Here is a 14724-nt window from a genome sequence, read left to right as displayed (position 1 = left end):
GCAACCCACGGCATGAATAGCGCACAGAACGGAACGACAAATCGCGCAACACGCTTTCCCCAAGCCTCTTCTGGGGCCAAGCGCACTGTTATTCTGGTTGCCAACAGCAAGGGGGGATGCGGCAAGACCACCATTTCCACCAACCTGGCCTGCTATTACGAAGCGCTTGGCCGGCATGTCACCCTGATGGATCTGGATCCCCAGCAATCCGCCCTGCAATGGCTGAAGCTTCGCCTGACCGACTACATCCATGGCCTCGGTTGGCCGGCGGGAGAACCTTTGTCCCTGGGACGCCTGCAACAGCGACTGGACCAGGCCGGCGAGGTCGTCATCATCGATTCCCCGGCCGGGCTGGATGCTCACCAGCTGGATCATCTGATGCGCCTGTCGCAGATCGTACTGGTTCCGGTACTCCCCAGCCCCATCGATATTCGGGCCACCACCCGTTTCCTGCAGAACGTGATGCTCACCCCCAGTTATCGACGCCGGCCTCGGCGACTGGCGGTGATCGCCAACCGGGTGCGTACCCGCACCCGCATGTATGAATCCCTGCGCCAGTTTCTGGCCAGCCTGAAGATTCCCTATCTGGTAACCCTGCGCGATACACAACAGTACGTGCAAGCCATGACCCACGGCGAAGGCATCATGGATGCTTCCGTTTCACGCCATCTGGATGACAAGCAGCACTGGCGCCTGATCGGAGAATGGCTGGAAGTGCAGCGGCACCTGATTCAGGCCATGCCGGGGTTTCGATAAGAGACGCAACAGGTGACGCCGCACGCTTCACGCAACAGGCAACACGCGAAGGCCGCGTTGCGGCCTTTTGTGGGCGCTTGCCTGCAAGCGATACAAGACTTGGCAAGGGATGAGTGTCGAGGTTCGAGTAGCGAGTGTCGAAAGGCAAAAACGTTTCTGGAATCCTTACCTCGCTTGGGCTCGGATCGCGAGCAGGCTCGCTCCTACAGCGGCTTCGTAGAAAGCCTGAAAACCCGGGAACTATTTGGGGTTCGCCTTTTCAATCAAGCGTAGCTTGTAGCTGTCAGCTCCGCTCTGCCAGATCTCTCATGGCGGCGATGAGTTTGCTCAGGTCTTCGGGCTCGATCACGAACGGCGGCATGATGTAGACCAGCTTCCCGAATGGGCGAATCCACACCCCCTGCTCCACGAAGGTTTTCTGGACCTCCTCCATGGCTACCGGCGTTTTCATTTCCATCACACCAATAGCGCCCAGCACCCGGGTGTCTTCCACGCTATCCAGCGATTTCAACGGCAACAGTTGCTCGCTCAGCTGTTTCTCGATGGCGGCGACACGTCCTTGCCAGTCCGAGTCGAGCAACAACTGGATACTGGCGTTGGCCACCGCGCAGGCCAGTGGATTGCCCATGAAAGTGGGACCATGCATCAGTACCCCGGCCTCACCGTCACAGATACCCGCAGCCACCCTGTCGGTACACAACGCCGCCGCCAGGGTCATGTAGCCCCCCGTAATGGCCTTGCCAAGACAGAGAATGTCGGGACAGACATCAGCATGCTCCAGGGCAAACAGCTTGCCGGTGCGGCCGAAGCCGGTGGCGATCTCGTCGAAGATCAACAGCACACTGAATTCATCACACAGATCGCGTACCGCCTTGAGGTACTCCGGGCTATAGATGCGCATACCACCGGCGCCCTGTACCACGGGTTCCAGAATCACCGCCGCAATCTCGTCACCGTGCTGCTCCAGCTGCTCACGCAAGGCCGCCACATCCGCCGGGTCCAGCGGTCCCTGGAACGGGCTCCGCGGTGCCGGGGCAAAGTGATGCTGCGCCAGCACGCCACTGAACAGGGAATGCATGCCATTGACCGGATCACAGGCTGCCATGGCACCGAAGGTGTCACCGTGATAGCCGTTGCGCAGGGCCAACAGCTTGTCCTTGCCCTGATAGCCCTGGCTGAGCCAGAACTGCAGAGCCATCTTGATCGCCACTTCCACGGACACCGAGCCACTGTCTGCCAGAAACACTTTTTGTAGCGGTTGCGGCGTCAGTGCCACCAACTTTTTACCCAGCTCCACCGCCGGTTCATGGGTAAGGCCGCCGAACATCACATGGGCCATACGATCGATCTGGTCCTTTGCGGCCTGGTTCAGCACCGGGTGATTATAGCCATGTACCGCCGCCCACCAGGACGACATGCCGTCCACCAGCTCACGCCCATCCTCCAGGGTCAGCCGCACCCCGCTGGCGCTGGCCACCGGGTAGGTAGGCAACGGCTTTGACGTGGAGGTATAGGGGTGCCAGAGATGGTCACGGTCGAAATCAAGATCGGTGGTCATGGGGCTATCCGGGCGAAACGTGGAAGCGAAGGATGGCAGGGGGACGTTGAAAATTCAAAAGCGGCATGAGGCAGATACTGTAGGAGTACCTCTTGAGGTGCGAACCGGGTGCTAACGAGTAACGGATTTGTTCGCACCTCAAGAGGTACTCCTACAGTGCCACTAGCTCGCCAAGGGTTTTCTGCAGCCCTTCACATTGCGCCACCTCCGGCACCAGCACCAGCAACCACCCCATGGCATCCACCGGCCGGCCTGCCGGCAGCAGGTTGTCACACATGCCAGGCAACGTGGTGAGCAACCAGCGCTCGCCCTCCAGCTCCACCTGCTGGATCTGGCGTTTGAACTCGGGAAGACGGGCGTCATCTGCGGCCTTGCGACGCACGCTACGCAGGGGGCGCAGATAGTCGGTTTCGAATTGTTGCGCCACCTCGGCCATGCGCCGGCCGATAATGGCATCCGGCTGCTTGCCCGCCTCGGCGAGCCAAAGACCGCACAACAACAGGGACACCGGCACCTGGTAGTCATCCTGCAGGCGCAGGCAAGCCTGCTCGAAGGCCCGGTCCTGCCAGCGTAGTAGCGCATAACGCCACAGATCCTGTTTCACGGTATCGTCCACGGTTCCCCCAATACGTTACACTGCGCCGGTTTCCTGCGACTCCAACTGGCTCCCTATCATGCTCTCTTTGGAACATATCAATCTGCGCCGCGGCCCCGACCTGCTTCTGGAAGATACCAGCTTTGTCCTGCACAAAGGCTGGCGGGTGGGCCTGGTGGGTCGCAATGGCACCGGCAAGAGCTCACTGTTCAAGCTTATCATGGGTGACCTGGAGAGCGACGGCGGTCATCTGAACTGCCCCGCCGACTGGCGTCTGGCCATGATGGCGCAGGAAGTCCCTGCCCTGGAACAGCCCGCGGTGGACTATGTGCTTGACGGCCACAAGGCATTGCGCACAGCCGAACGGAAACTCGCTGATGCCGAAAGCCGGGGAGACAATCATGCCATTGCCGTGGCCCATGGGGAGCTGGAAGCCCTGCATGCCTGGCAGCAGCCTGCCCGTGCCGCCACGTTACTGGCCGGCCTGGGGTTCAGCGAAGCGCAACAGCAGCAGCCCGTTTCCAGCTTTTCCGGGGGCTGGCGCATGCGCCTTAACCTGGCCCAGGTATTGATGACTGACGCAGACCTGTTGCTGCTCGATGAGCCCACCAACCATCTGGACCTGGACGCCATCCTCTGGCTGCAGAGCTATCTGGTGCAACAACCCGGCGCCCTGCTGGTAATTTCCCACGACCGGGCATTTCTGGATGCCACCGTAAACCAGATCCTGCACATCGAACGGCAAAAGCTGAATCACTACAGTGGCGGCTATTCCGATTTCGAACGCCAACGGGCTGAGCAGCTGGCCCTGCAACAGAAAATGCACGACAAGCAACAGGCCCAGGTGGCGCACCTGCAAAAATTCATTGCCCGCTTCAAAGCCAAGGCCAGCAAAGCCAAACAGGCCCAGAGCCGGGTCAAGGCGCTGGAAAAACTGGAGCTGATTGCCCCCGCCCACGTGGACTCCGGTTTCAGTTTTGACTTCCACACGCCGGAGAAGCTACCCAACCCCATGGAAAACCTGGACAAGGTGCGCTGTGGTTATCAGAACGCGGAAGGGGATGTGGCCATTCTCCATGACGTGAGCCTGAGCCTGCGACCGGAATCCCGGCTGGGCCTGCTGGGCCCCAACGGCGCCGGCAAATCCACACTGGTGCGCACTCTGGTAGGCGAGCTGCCCCCGCTGGCCGGCCGCTTCGAAAAAGACAACGATCTGGCCGTGGGCTACTTCCACCAGCAACAGGTGGACCGGCTGGACCACAACGATACGCCCTATCAGATGTTGTCCCGCTTCTACCCCAAGTGGAGCGAATCGCAGCTTCGCAGTGAGCTGGGCCGGTTCGGCTTTCATGGCGATGATGTGTTTGCGCCCGTTGGTCGTTTCTCCGGTGGCGAAAAATCCCGCCTGGCACTGGCCATGATCGTGCAGGAAAAGCCCGCCCTGCTGGTACTGGATGAACCGGCCAACCACCTGGATCTGGACATGCGCGAAGCCCTGACCCTGGCGCTCCAGGCCTTTGAAGGCGCCGTGGTTATGGTTTCCCATGACCGCCACCTGCTGGAAACCACCGTGGATGAATTCTGGCTGGTGGCCAACGGTACTGTCTCCCGTTTTGACGGGGACCTGGATGACTACGCCCGCTGGCTGCAACAGAACCGCAAGGACGGCAAACCCGTGCGCGAGGAAAAGGTCGACGACGGGCTGGACGCCAAAGCCCGCCGGCAGCAGGCGGCACAGAAACGTGAACAACTGCGGCCGCTAAAAAAACAGGTGGAAAAACTGGAAAAACAGTTAGCCGACTGTGAACGCCAGCTGGAGGAAACAGAAGCCGCACTGGGCGACGAATCCCTCTATACGGATGACAGTCGCAAGAACGAAATGAATGGATTGCTCGGCGACCAGGCCCGCCTCAAGAAACAACACGACGAGCTGGAAGGCGATTTACTGGAAGCCATGGAGGCATTGGAAGACGCAGAAGCGGAAATGGAATAAAACGCCTGATGCATGATGCTGGACGCATGATGTCACCAGACAAATCGCTTCGTCGAGCATCCTGCGTCAGGCATCAGGCATAAAAATCACATTTCTACCAACTGAGACTGATAGACCACCGGACCAGTGGGCTGCCCGGTGGGCGACCCGCCCTTCGGCTCAAGGCTGATGGCCAACGAACGACTCTTCAGCAACTCTCGCACCTGATCCTCACTCAAGGTAATGCGCAACTCCGCCCCCTCGGTGGGCAACACCGTCAGGGAAATGGGCACACCCTTGTCAGACAGCAGCCACAATTCGTAATCCTGCTCAGCATTCACCGCCACCGGCGGCAAAGCCCTGAGCGTCAGGCTGTGGGTTGTGGCTGAAGTGTTCATTACCCACAACGGCTGAGCCTGCTCGGACTGGACTACCGCAACCAACCCCTGTCGGCTCTGCTCGGGGAGCGGCGTCCACACCAGCATGATCAACAAGCTGGCCATGGCCAGTAACGCACTCCAGCGCCAGAATCTCGCTCCACGCTTGTCGGCAACCGGCACAGATTCAGCGAACAGGCGCTGCTCTATCTGGTCCCACAACTGCGCAGGAGGCTCGATTTTGGGCAGACTGTTATTGAAAGGTTCAAGGCGACGCTCCCAGTACCATACCTGGCGACGCAACCGCGGTGACTCCATCATCCAGCGCTCAAAACGCTTGCGCGCACCCCCCTGCAGTGTCCCCACCACATATTCCGACGCCAGCGCCTGATTGCGTTCAAAGTGTTCCGGCTTCATGGTCCCAGACACCGCCTGAGTACCGACAGCCCACGGCGCACCAGACTCTTGGTGGTACCCAGAGGCTGCCCCATGGCTACCGCCAGTTCCTGATGGGTAAAGCCGCGAAAATAGGCCATCTCGATGGTGGACCGATAACGCTCATCCAGGTCTTTAAGGCAATCACTGAGCCGCTGCCGGTCCAGTTGGGCATCGGCGGCTTCCATGGGACCTGATTCGTCCACCAACTGACTTTCCTTGACCTTGTCAAAATCGACATGATGGCGGCGACGGCGCAATGCATCCAGGCAACGATAGCGGCCAATGGACATCATCCAGGTCATTGGAGTGCCCCGGTCCGCGTGGTATTCACCGGCGTGGTGCCAGACCTGAATATAGGTTTCCTGCAGCACGTCCTGAGCCTCTTCGTTGTTGCGCAGCAGGTGCACACACATTCCGAACACTGCTGCACGGGTTTGCTGATACAGGCAAGCAAACGACTGCCGATCACCTTGTGCGGATTTCGCCAGCAACGTTACCAGCCGTTCGTTATCGCAATCCATAACTGAGACCTGAGTAGATACAGGGGCCCAGTCATGACATTGGCCATGTTAGTAGTACGTGAAAGACACGGCGACGGATGCATAAAAAAACAAAATAAATCTGCATCCGTTTCGCAAACCCACACGTAACTCTCTTCACGAAAAAACAAAGAAGGGAGATTCCTCATGCAACGCCGTTCATTAATCCTGCCAGTCACCTGCATGGCGGCCCTGCTGGCAAGCACTGGCACCCTGGCGTCAAGCCACCGTGAAGCCCCGTTCATTACTGGCATGCCCAAAGTGGATGGAACCGACTTCTACATGTTCAACAGCTACGAATCCGGCCGTGACGGCTACGTGACACTGATTGCCAACTACCTGCCACTACAGGATGCCTACGGCGGCCCGAATTATTTCTCGCTGGATGACGATGCCATCTACGAGATTCACATTGACAACACCGGGAACGCCCAGGAAGACATCACCTTCCAGTTCCAGTTCAATACCGAACGCAAGAATCTGGCCGTCGACGTGGATGGCACCAGTGTTCCTGTTCCACTGATCAACATTGGCGCCATCACTGCGGGTGACAACAGTGCACAGAACGTACTTGAAACCTACACGGTGAAAATGATCACTGGCGACCGCCGCACCGGTAACGTACAGCCCCTCACCGATGCGGGCAGCGGTAGCGACACCTTCGACAAGCCACTGGATAACATCGGCACCAAGTCCATTAACAACTATGCGACCTATGCCAACAGCTTTATCCATGACGTGACCATTCCCGATTGCCCCATGCCTGGCAAGGTATTCGTTGGTCAGCGCCAGGAAGGGTTCGTGGTGAATCTGGGTGAGGTTTTTGATCTGGTCGCCCTGAATCCGCTTGGAGATCGTGATTCACGCAGCAATACCATTGGTGACAAGAACGTTACCAGCCTGGCCCTGGAAGTTCCGGCTTCCTGCCTGACCGGTGAGAACACCGTTATCGGTGGCTGGACCACCGCCAGCGTTCGTCAGGCCACGGTTTTTAACCCTGCGCCAAAAGGTACGGAGACTACTGCCAGCGCCAACGCCAAAGGCCCTGCCGTGAAGGGAGGGGCTTATACCCAGGTATCCCGCCTCGGCAGTCCGTTGGTGAACGAGGTCGTGATTGGCCTTCAGGACAAGGACCGCTTCAATGCCAGCGAGCCCAAAGACGACGGCCAGTTTGCCACCTATGTGACCAACCCGACACTGCCGGCACTGGTGGAAATCCTGTTCGGGGTGACTGCACCGGAAACCCCACGTAACGATCTGGTCACTGTTTTCCTCACCGGCGTACCCGGTGTGACACAACTGCCTTCAGTCACGCCCAGTGAAATGCTGCGCCTGAATACCGGTATCCCTGCCACTGCCGCAGGTTCACAAGTGGATCTGGGCGTAGCCGGTGGCGACTTTGCCGGCTTCCCCAATGGCCGTCGCCCCGTTGATGATGTGGTGGATATTGCCCTGACAGCAGCTGAAGGTTTCCTCTGCGGTGGCGATGTGAACGGCAGTGCCCCCGGCGGGGAAATTGGCAACTGTGGTACCCAGGATAGCCAGGTGAATGGTGGAGCCATTGTGAATGATGGCGCACTGCCGGACCCGGCTGCCTATCTCACCACATTCCCTTATCTGAACACTCCACTGCCTGGCGCCAACAATGTTGCCGCCATGCCAATGTAAGGAGGGCCACATGCGATTCTTCACACCGTTAATGGTACTGAGTTCCGCACTGGCACTGTCCGCGTGCGGCGGAGACGACAATGACCGCCGCCCGGTACAGGTACAGCCGGCCATCAACTACACCGCCTTTGTCAAAGTCCAGCTGGCCAACACCAGGGACGACCGCGACCCAGTCCAGATCAACAATCTCCGATTGATTGATTATGACCGCAACGACCCAGAGGCCTATGACAGTGTCCTCAACACCCCCCAGTAAACTTGCGGATCGGGGGACGTGCCATCACACCACGGTGGTGGCACGTTTTTTTGTCCCACTGCTCAGCCTGCTTGCCGGGCTGGCCAGTGCGGCGCCTTACACCCCCGCCTCCGACGATCAGATTCTTGTCCGGTTGTCCCCTGCCGAACAGGCAATGGGACAGCCGGTTTCACCTGAGAGCGAAGCTGTGGCCATCCGTCAGGCCCGCGAATATATCGACTATGCCCGACACCGGGAGGACTCCCGCTTCCTCGGCTATGCACGAGCTACCCTGACGTCCTGGTCTGTTTCGCCTTCATCACCCGCCATCGCGCTGATGCTGGCAGAGGTTGAACAACGCCAGCATCACTTTTCCAGTGCCAGGGAGCGACTACATCTATTGCTTGAGCAACGCCCTGAGCAGGGGCAGGCCTGGCTGATGCTGGCCAACCTGGAGCGCGTTCAGGGTCGCTTTGAAGAGGCCCGAAATGCATGCCGCCAAGCCGCCACGACCCTGCCTCCCACCACGGTGGTGATTTGCCAAAGCAGCATTCAGGCCATGACCGGACAGCAGGAAAAAGCCGCACAAACCCTCCAGCGCCTGGCCAACAGCGGACTTGCTGCACCCGGCCAGGAACAACGCTGGCTGCACACCTTGCTAGCCGAATTGGCGATTCAGCAGGGACACCCGGACAAGGCGCACCAGCATCTGCGTACGGCCTTGCAGCTCGCCCACGGGGATCCCTATCTGGTTTATCTGCAAAGTGATCTGTGGCTGATGCAAGGCAAGCACGACAAGGTCATCAAGGCATTGACTCCCTGGCAGGACAGGGAAAATGCCCTGCTGCGTTTGTCCATTGCCGGTCAACAGCTTCAGCACCCCAATGCTGATCGATGGCAGAAGGCCTATCAGGCCCGCCTGGACGCAGCCCGACAGTCCGGGAGAAATATTCATCTGCGCGAACAGGCCCGTTTCCAGTTACAGGTCACCGGCGAGACTGACGCCGCACTGCAAACGGCAAGGGCTAACTGGGAAACGCAGCGTGAGTTGAGCGACCTGCGCCTGCTTCTAGCCAGTGCCGCCGCCGGCGATGATGAAAGGAACTATCAGTTGGCAAGGGACTTCATTGTTCGTCATGGCATCAGTGATGCCCCATCACAACAGCTGCAGGATGACACTCCATGAAACGATTGCTTTGCGCCCTGCTGCTGCTAACGACCGGACTCGCGGAGGCCCACAAACCCAGTGACAGCTACCTGCAACTACAAACCCGTTCTGACAGCACCGCCATTACCGGCCGATGGGATATCGCATTGCGAGACCTGAATCTGGTGCTGCCTGTGGATGCCAACCGGGACGGACAGATCACCTGGGGGGAATTGCAGCGTCAACAACCGGCGCTGGTCACCCAGGTACTTTCCACACTCACTGTCCATGCCATGGCAGATGGGCAAGCTTCTGTCTGTCCCATGATGCTAACCGGCCTTCAGGTTAATGAACATGTGGATGGGAGTTATGCAGCGCTGCATTTACAGGGCAACTGCAGCATTAATGCGGAGAGCCTGGAGATAGATTACCAGTTTCTCTTTCACCGGGATCCGGACCACCATGGACTGTTGCGCCTGGATCAGGATGACACCGTGCTAACCGCCACGTTCAGCAATGCAGAGCGTCGCCAGCAACTGAGTCGTGATTCCCGTTGGCAAGCCTTCCAGGGTTTTATTGTCCAGGGTATTCACCACATCCTGATCGGCTACGACCATATTCTCTTTCTGCTCACCCTGCTGTTCCCGGCCGTGCTGGTGTGGCGGACTGGTGGCTGGCAACCGGCTCCCAGCATGACCACCGCCCTGTGGCAGACACTGTCTATTGTCACGGCCTTTACGCTCACCCACTCCCTGACCCTGGCGCTGGCCACCCTGGGTATCATATCGCTGCCTTCCTGGCTGGTGGAATCAGCCATTGCCGCGACTGTGGCACTGGGCGCGGTGGCTAATCTGTTGCCACGGCTTTTCCCCAAACGTTGGGTGATGGCGTTTGTCTTCGGCCTGATTCATGGCATGGGATTTGCCTCGGTACTGGCAGACCTGGGACTCACCGATAGTGGCGTTTTCCTGCCGCTGCTGGGCTTCAATCTGGGCGTGGAACTGGGTCAGGTGGCCATCGTGCTGGTCTTTGTCCCGGTGGCTTACCTATTGCGACAAACCCATTTCTATCAGCGTGTGTTTGTTCCAGTGGGTTCGCTGTCCATTATGCTGCTGGCCGGGGTGTGGCTGGTGGAACGACTGGGGTAACGAGTTTCGAAGAGCAAAACCCACGCGAACCGAAAGCAAAAGATTTTTCTTTTACGCTTTGACTTTCGCAACTCGAAATTCGTTACTCGCCCCTGAGAAAACAAAAAGCCGCCCCGGTTTCCCGAGGCGGCTTTTCCAAAACGAACGCGTTGTTTCGATTTAAACTTACAACACTTCCACGATGGTAGCGTTGGCGGTGCCGAGACCTTCACAGATCGCCAGCAGACCGTACTTGCCACCACGACGCTTCAGTTCGTAGATCAGGGTACCCATCAGCTTGGTACCGGTGCCACCCAGCGGGTGACCCAGCGCCTGGGCGCCACCGTTCACGTTCAGCTTCTCGTAGTCGGCACCGATGGCCTTCATCCACGCCAGCGGTACGGAACCAAACGCTTCGTTCACTTCGTACAGGTCGATGTCGCCAATGGTCATGCCGGCCTGCGCCAGCACTTTTTCGGTGGCCGGGATCGGGCCTTCCAGCACCATGGTGGGATCGGAACCAACCACGGCCATGGCGTGGATACGAGCCAGCGGGGTCAGGTCGTATTCTTTCAGGGCCTTCTCGCTCACGATCATCAGGGCGGAAGCGCCGTCGGTGATCTGGCTGGCGTTGGCCGCGCTGATGTAACCGCCTTCGACCAGGGGATTCAGGGCCTTGATGGCGTCCAGATCCGCTTCCCAACGGATACCTTCGTCCACCACGTGCTCTTCCTTGGAACCGTCTTCCAGGGTCACGGTAATCGGCACGATTTCTTCCTTGAAGCGACCGGCTTCCGTGGCAGCCATACCACGCTTGTGAGAATCGTAAGCGAACTGATCCAGCTCGGGCTTGGTGACGCCGTACTTCTCGCACATGCGTTCGGCACCGTTGAACTGGCTGAAGTTCTCGCCCGGGTAACGCTCGCTGATCACCTGACCATCGAACGGGGTGCCCATTTCCTTCACGGCAACCGCCGGAGAACCGATCGGCACCTGGCTCATGGATTCCACACCACCGGCAATGATCACGTCCTGGGTGCCACTCATGACCGCCTGGGCGGCAAAGTGAATGGCCTGCTGGGAGGAGCCACACTGACGGTCAATGGTCACGCCCGGCACGGATTCCGGCAAGCAGGAGCTAAGGATGGAGGTACGGGCCACATTGAAGGTCTGCGGACCGATCTGGCTCACACAGCCATAGATCACGTCGTCCACTTTCTCGGCGGGCACACCGGTGCGCTCGATCAGGGCGTCGATGACCTTGCCGCCCATGTCTGCCGGGTGAGTCTTGCTCAAACGACCATTCTTCTTGCCGCCTGCGGTACGTACCGCTGATACGATATATGCTTGTGCCACCTGGGCCTCCTCAATCTTTCTGACTGATTACCACGGGAAATATGCAGGGAAGGCTACGACGCACCCGGGCCACGCTCAATGACGCCTTTTTTTTCTGCTCTGTGAATCCGGTCAGCCTGCACTACGTAAAAAAACATAAAGTTCGAAAAAATCGATTAAATCCCAACACTTAACCCTCTTTTTCATCGAAAGGGCTGCAATGATCATTGTCAGCAAGACAGTGCGCGTGATGCGCACCGCTGGCAGAACAACAAACCGCAGCATTCAAAACCCGTCCAGCACCCAGGTTTCGGCCCATGCCGACAAAGCAGCCACAGGGTGAAGACAAACCATGAGGATTGAACAACACACGGCAACCCCGCCACTGGCCACGGCACTGGTGATCCCTTTACTGGTGATGGCGTCTACGGTATCCGCCGATGCACTCTCCGGGCACAGCAGCTCACTGCAGCTGGCCAGGGCGGGGGAACCCGCATTTGATGCAGGCCAGCCGCCCCAGCCACGGATTCAGCCAGACAATGACGATACCGGCAGCTGGTCCTTCACTCTTGATAATGATGCATTGGTGCCCGGCACCCGCGACCAGGATTACACCTACGGCATCAGTGCCGCCGCCACGGGCACCAAGGCCCTGGATTTCATTCTTTCACTGGATGCGCCTCTGGGCTGGATCGACCGCACCCTGGGATTTGATGGCATTGGCGAGAGCAGTGTGCGTGGCCACAGTTTTGAAGCCGGACTGTTCGGCTTTACCCCGGAGGACAAGACCAGCGCCGCACCTCTCTACGATGACCGCCCCTATGCCAGCATGCTGTATGTCTCCAGCAGCCGCATTCAGGTGAATCCACAGCAACAGGTCGCCTGGCACAGCACTTTGACGCTGGGCGCACTGGGGCTGGATCTGGCCGGTAACGTTCAGAACGGTGTGCACAAGGTGATTGGCAGTCAGCATGCTGAAGGCTGGGATAACCAGATCAGTGACGGAGGCGAACCCACGGCCCGCTACTCACTGGCGCGTCAGAAAACCCTGCCCGTTTCCTCGGACAATCTGGAAGTGAAAAGCACCGTGGAAGGCTCCCTGGGGTACATTACGGAAGCACGCTGGAGCCTGAGTTTTCGGGCGGGCAAGCTGCGCACCCCCTGGTGGCAGAGCAATCCGGAGCTGGTGCGCTATGGTGAGCGCAACAACCCCACTACCCGCGAACACATTCGCGAGCATTATGTCTGGGGTGGCATCGCCCTGGTCGGGCGAGGCTACAACGCCTTTCTGCAGGGCCAGTTTCGCGACAGCGAAGTGAGCTACGACAGCGACGAAGTCAACCACGCCCTGGCCGAAGCCTGGCTGGGGTATACCTGGGCGTTCGCGGATGGCTACCGGCTGAGTTATGTGCTGCGCGGCCACACCTCGGAACTGCGCGAGGGCGAAGGCGACCGAAACGTGCTGTGGGGCGGCTTGGTGTTTTCCCGCAGCTTCTGATCAAGCGTCGTTCAGGGCGGCTTCCACAAAATCCAGACGATCCTGCCCGAAGAACATCTCATTGCCCACGAACAGGGTCGGCGCACCGAATACGCCGCGTTTCACCGCCGCTTCCGTGTTGGCCTTGAGTTGTTCTTTCACGGCTTCGCTGGCGGCCTTCTCCAGCCAGGCCTGGGCATCCAGGCCCGCTTCGCTGAGTACCCGGACCACCTCGCCGGTTTCCGACAATTTGCACGGGGTCTTCCACATGGCGTCGAACAGGGCGTCCACTACGGGCACCGCCTGATCAGTACCCAGAGCCGCGGTAATGACGCGCATAGGGGTAATGGTATTCACCGGAAAGTGCGGATTCATGGTCAGCGGCACCTGATAGCGCGCAGCGTAGCGGGCCAGATCACGCATCATGTACATCCCCTTGGCGGGCACCGCACCAGGAGGCGCATTACCGGTGGCTTTGAACACGCCCCCCAGCAAGATAGGCTTGAGTTCCAGTTGGGCCCCGGTTCGCTCGGCAATCGCCGGCAGCTGAGTCCAGGCCAGGTAAGCAGTCGGACTGCCCACGTCGAACAGAAATTCCATTTTTTTCGTCATGATTTTTTCCTTTCAGGCATTCCCCGGCAGCAGCGCTGACGGCGCGATGCCAGACATTGCGTTATTGCGTCACCATTGACGCTCCTCTAGCCAGGTTTTGGCGTAGCGTCAGAACGTCTCCATCCACGGTCGCAGATCCAGTTCGTGGGTCCACGCATCCCGGGGTTGCTGATGGAGCATCCAGTAGGCATCCGCAATGTGTTTCGGGTTCAGGATGCCATCCTGCTCTTTTTTCGCATACATGGCGGGGAAATTATCGCGGATGAACGCGGTATCGATGGCCCCATCAATGATCGGGTGAACCACATGGATTCCCTGCGGCCCCAACTCCCGGGCCATACTCTGCGCCAATGCCCGCAAGGCAAACTTGGCGCTGGCAAAGGCCGAAAAGCCGCTGCTGCCCCGCAGGGATGCGCTCGCGCCGGTGAAGATGATCGTCCCTTTCTGGCGCGGCACCATGACCCGAGCCGCTTCACGGCCAGTGAGAAAACCGGCAAAGGCCGCCATTTCCCAGACCTTGCGATAGACCCGTGCAGACGTATCCCGTATCGGAAACATCACATTGGCCCCGATATTGAAGATCACCACCTCCAGCGGACCTACCTCTTTCTCGATGGTCTCGAACAGGGCGGCCGTGGCGTCCTCATCGCGGGCATCACAACCAAACGCCCTGGCCCAGCCACCATCCTGCTCGATACTGCTAACCAGTGGCGCCAGAGCGTCTTCGGTTCGCCGTGTCACACACACGCGGTAGCCTTCCCGGGCAAACCGCCGGGCCACAGCGCCACCGGTGGCATCACCGGCCCCTACCACCAGAACTGCCGCCTGCTGCATGACAGCGTCTCCCTCACTGGTCCAGTTAGTTCCAATTCGGAACCAATGGTGGGT

At 59.0% G+C, this 14724-nt stretch carries 14 protein-coding genes; 7 read left to right on the top strand and 7 right to left on the bottom strand.

Features of this window, described 5'->3' with window-relative positions; all coding sequences use genetic code 11:
• The first annotated feature begins 12 nt into the window (after positions 1–12).
• Positions 13–756, top strand: a complete 744-nt coding sequence (locus HF945_RS00430) for a ParA family protein (RefSeq protein ID WP_290523865.1) — start codon at positions 13–15, stop codon at positions 754–756.
• A gap of 283 nt (positions 757–1039) precedes the next feature.
• On the opposite strand, the gene bioA is transcribed toward HF945_RS00430, so the two are convergent.
• Together bioA and HF945_RS00420 are read right to left on the bottom strand one after the other, a co-directional pair.
• Positions 1040–2314, bottom strand: coding sequence for an adenosylmethionine--8-amino-7-oxononanoate transaminase (bioA, locus tag HF945_RS00425; RefSeq protein ID WP_290523864.1), 1275 nt, complete (start codon positions 2312–2314; stop codon positions 1040–1042).
• A 151-nt stretch (positions 2315–2465) separates the two neighbouring features.
• Complete coding sequence (locus HF945_RS00420; RefSeq protein WP_290523863.1) at positions 2466–2930, bottom strand: TIGR02444 family protein; 465 nt, start codon at positions 2928–2930, stop codon at positions 2466–2468.
• A gap of 58 nt (positions 2931–2988) precedes the next feature.
• Here HF945_RS00420 and HF945_RS00415 point away from each other — a divergent pair, with 58 nt between their 5' ends.
• Complete coding sequence (locus HF945_RS00415; RefSeq protein ID WP_290523862.1) at positions 2989–4902, top strand: ATP-binding cassette domain-containing protein; 1914 nt, start codon at positions 2989–2991, stop codon at positions 4900–4902.
• An 86-nt stretch (positions 4903–4988) separates the two neighbouring features.
• Here the strand turns inward: HF945_RS00415 and HF945_RS00410 are convergent, their stop codons facing one another.
• Both HF945_RS00410 and HF945_RS00405 read right to left on the bottom strand, forming a co-directional pair.
• Entirely contained in the window at positions 4989–5675 is a 687-nt protein-coding gene (locus HF945_RS00410; protein WP_290523861.1) for an anti-sigma factor, read from the bottom strand.
• Positions 5672–6217 (bottom strand): sigma-70 family RNA polymerase sigma factor, encoded by a 546-nt coding sequence (locus HF945_RS00405; RefSeq protein WP_290523860.1) that lies wholly within the window; start codon positions 6215–6217, stop codon positions 5672–5674. The genes HF945_RS00410 and HF945_RS00405 overlap by 4 nt, the downstream gene beginning before the upstream one ends.
• Before the next feature lie 165 nt (positions 6218–6382).
• Between HF945_RS00405 and HF945_RS00400 the strand changes: the two genes are divergently transcribed.
• The 4 genes from HF945_RS00400 to HF945_RS00385 are packed head-to-tail and all read left to right on the top strand — an operon-like array spanning position 6383 to position 10433.
• Positions 6383–7903 carry a DUF4331 domain-containing protein gene (locus HF945_RS00400; protein ID WP_290523859.1) on the top strand — a complete coding sequence of 507 codons (1521 nt, stop codon included), beginning with the start codon at positions 6383–6385 and terminating at the stop codon, positions 7901–7903.
• Positions 7904–7913: 10 nt separating this feature from the next.
• Complete coding sequence (locus HF945_RS00395; protein WP_290523858.1) at positions 7914–8159, top strand: hypothetical protein; 246 nt, start codon at positions 7914–7916, stop codon at positions 8157–8159.
• Between the two features lie 37 nt (positions 8160–8196).
• Complete coding sequence (locus HF945_RS00390) at positions 8197–9324, top strand: tetratricopeptide repeat protein (RefSeq protein ID WP_290523857.1); 1128 nt, start codon at positions 8197–8199, stop codon at positions 9322–9324.
• Positions 9321–10433 (top strand): HupE/UreJ family protein, encoded by a 1113-nt coding sequence (locus tag HF945_RS00385; protein WP_290523856.1) that lies wholly within the window; start codon positions 9321–9323, stop codon positions 10431–10433. The genes HF945_RS00390 and HF945_RS00385 overlap by 4 nt, the downstream gene beginning before the upstream one ends.
• A gap of 165 nt (positions 10434–10598) precedes the next feature.
• Here HF945_RS00385 and HF945_RS00380 read toward each other — a convergent pair whose 3' ends face one another.
• Positions 10599–11768: an acetyl-CoA C-acetyltransferase gene (locus HF945_RS00380; protein WP_290523855.1), complete on the bottom strand. Its 1170-nt coding sequence runs from the start codon at positions 11766–11768 to the stop codon at positions 10599–10601.
• A gap of 331 nt (positions 11769–12099) precedes the next feature.
• On the opposite strand from HF945_RS00380, the gene HF945_RS00375 reads away from it, so the two are divergent.
• Positions 12100–13245, top strand: a complete 1146-nt coding sequence (locus HF945_RS00375; RefSeq protein WP_290523854.1) for a lipid A deacylase LpxR family protein — start codon at positions 12100–12102, stop codon at positions 13243–13245.
• Here HF945_RS00375 and HF945_RS00370 read toward each other — a convergent pair whose 3' ends face one another.
• Both HF945_RS00370 and HF945_RS00365 read right to left on the bottom strand, forming a co-directional pair.
• Complete coding sequence (locus tag HF945_RS00370) at positions 13246–13836, bottom strand: 2-hydroxychromene-2-carboxylate isomerase (protein WP_290523853.1); 591 nt, start codon at positions 13834–13836, stop codon at positions 13246–13248.
• Positions 13837–13944: 108 nt separating this feature from the next.
• On the bottom strand, positions 13945–14670 hold the full coding sequence (locus tag HF945_RS00365) for an SDR family oxidoreductase (protein ID WP_290523852.1): 726 nt from the start codon (positions 14668–14670) through the stop codon (positions 13945–13947).
• Positions 14671–14724: the final 54 nt, after the last annotated feature.

This window comes from Alcanivorax sp. (assembly GCF_017794965.1).
GTDB lineage: Bacteria > Pseudomonadota > Gammaproteobacteria > Pseudomonadales > Alcanivoracaceae > Alcanivorax.
Note: the sequence above shows the minus strand (reverse complement) of the source record. Positions and strands in the feature narration are given on the sequence as shown.

Coding starts and splice junctions, on each gene's coding strand:
- HF945_RS00415 (WP_290523862.1), top strand. CDS start 2,989: ATGCTCTCTTTGGAACATATCAATCTGCGCCGCGGCCCCGACCTGCTT.
- HF945_RS00410 (WP_290523861.1), bottom strand. CDS start 5,675: ATGAAGCCGGAACACTTTGAACGCAATCAGGCGCTGGCGTCGGAATAT.
- HF945_RS00385 (WP_290523856.1), top strand. CDS start 9,321: ATGAAACGATTGCTTTGCGCCCTGCTGCTGCTAACGACCGGACTCGCG.
- HF945_RS00375 (WP_290523854.1), top strand. CDS start 12,100: ATGAGGATTGAACAACACACGGCAACCCCGCCACTGGCCACGGCACTG.
- HF945_RS00400 (WP_290523859.1), top strand. CDS start 6,383: ATGCAACGCCGTTCATTAATCCTGCCAGTCACCTGCATGGCGGCCCTG.
- HF945_RS00405 (WP_290523860.1), bottom strand. CDS start 6,217: ATGGATTGCGATAACGAACGGCTGGTAACGTTGCTGGCGAAATCCGCA.
- HF945_RS00365 (WP_290523852.1), bottom strand. CDS start 14,670: ATGCAGCAGGCGGCAGTTCTGGTGGTAGGGGCCGGTGATGCCACCGGT.
- HF945_RS00395 (WP_290523858.1), top strand. CDS start 7,914: ATGCGATTCTTCACACCGTTAATGGTACTGAGTTCCGCACTGGCACTG.
- HF945_RS00370 (WP_290523853.1), bottom strand. CDS start 13,836: ATGACGAAAAAAATGGAATTTCTGTTCGACGTGGGCAGTCCGACTGCT.
- bioA (WP_290523864.1), bottom strand. CDS start 2,314: ATGACCACCGATCTTGATTTCGACCGTGACCATCTCTGGCACCCCTAT.
- HF945_RS00430 (WP_290523865.1), top strand. CDS start 13: ATGAATAGCGCACAGAACGGAACGACAAATCGCGCAACACGCTTTCCC.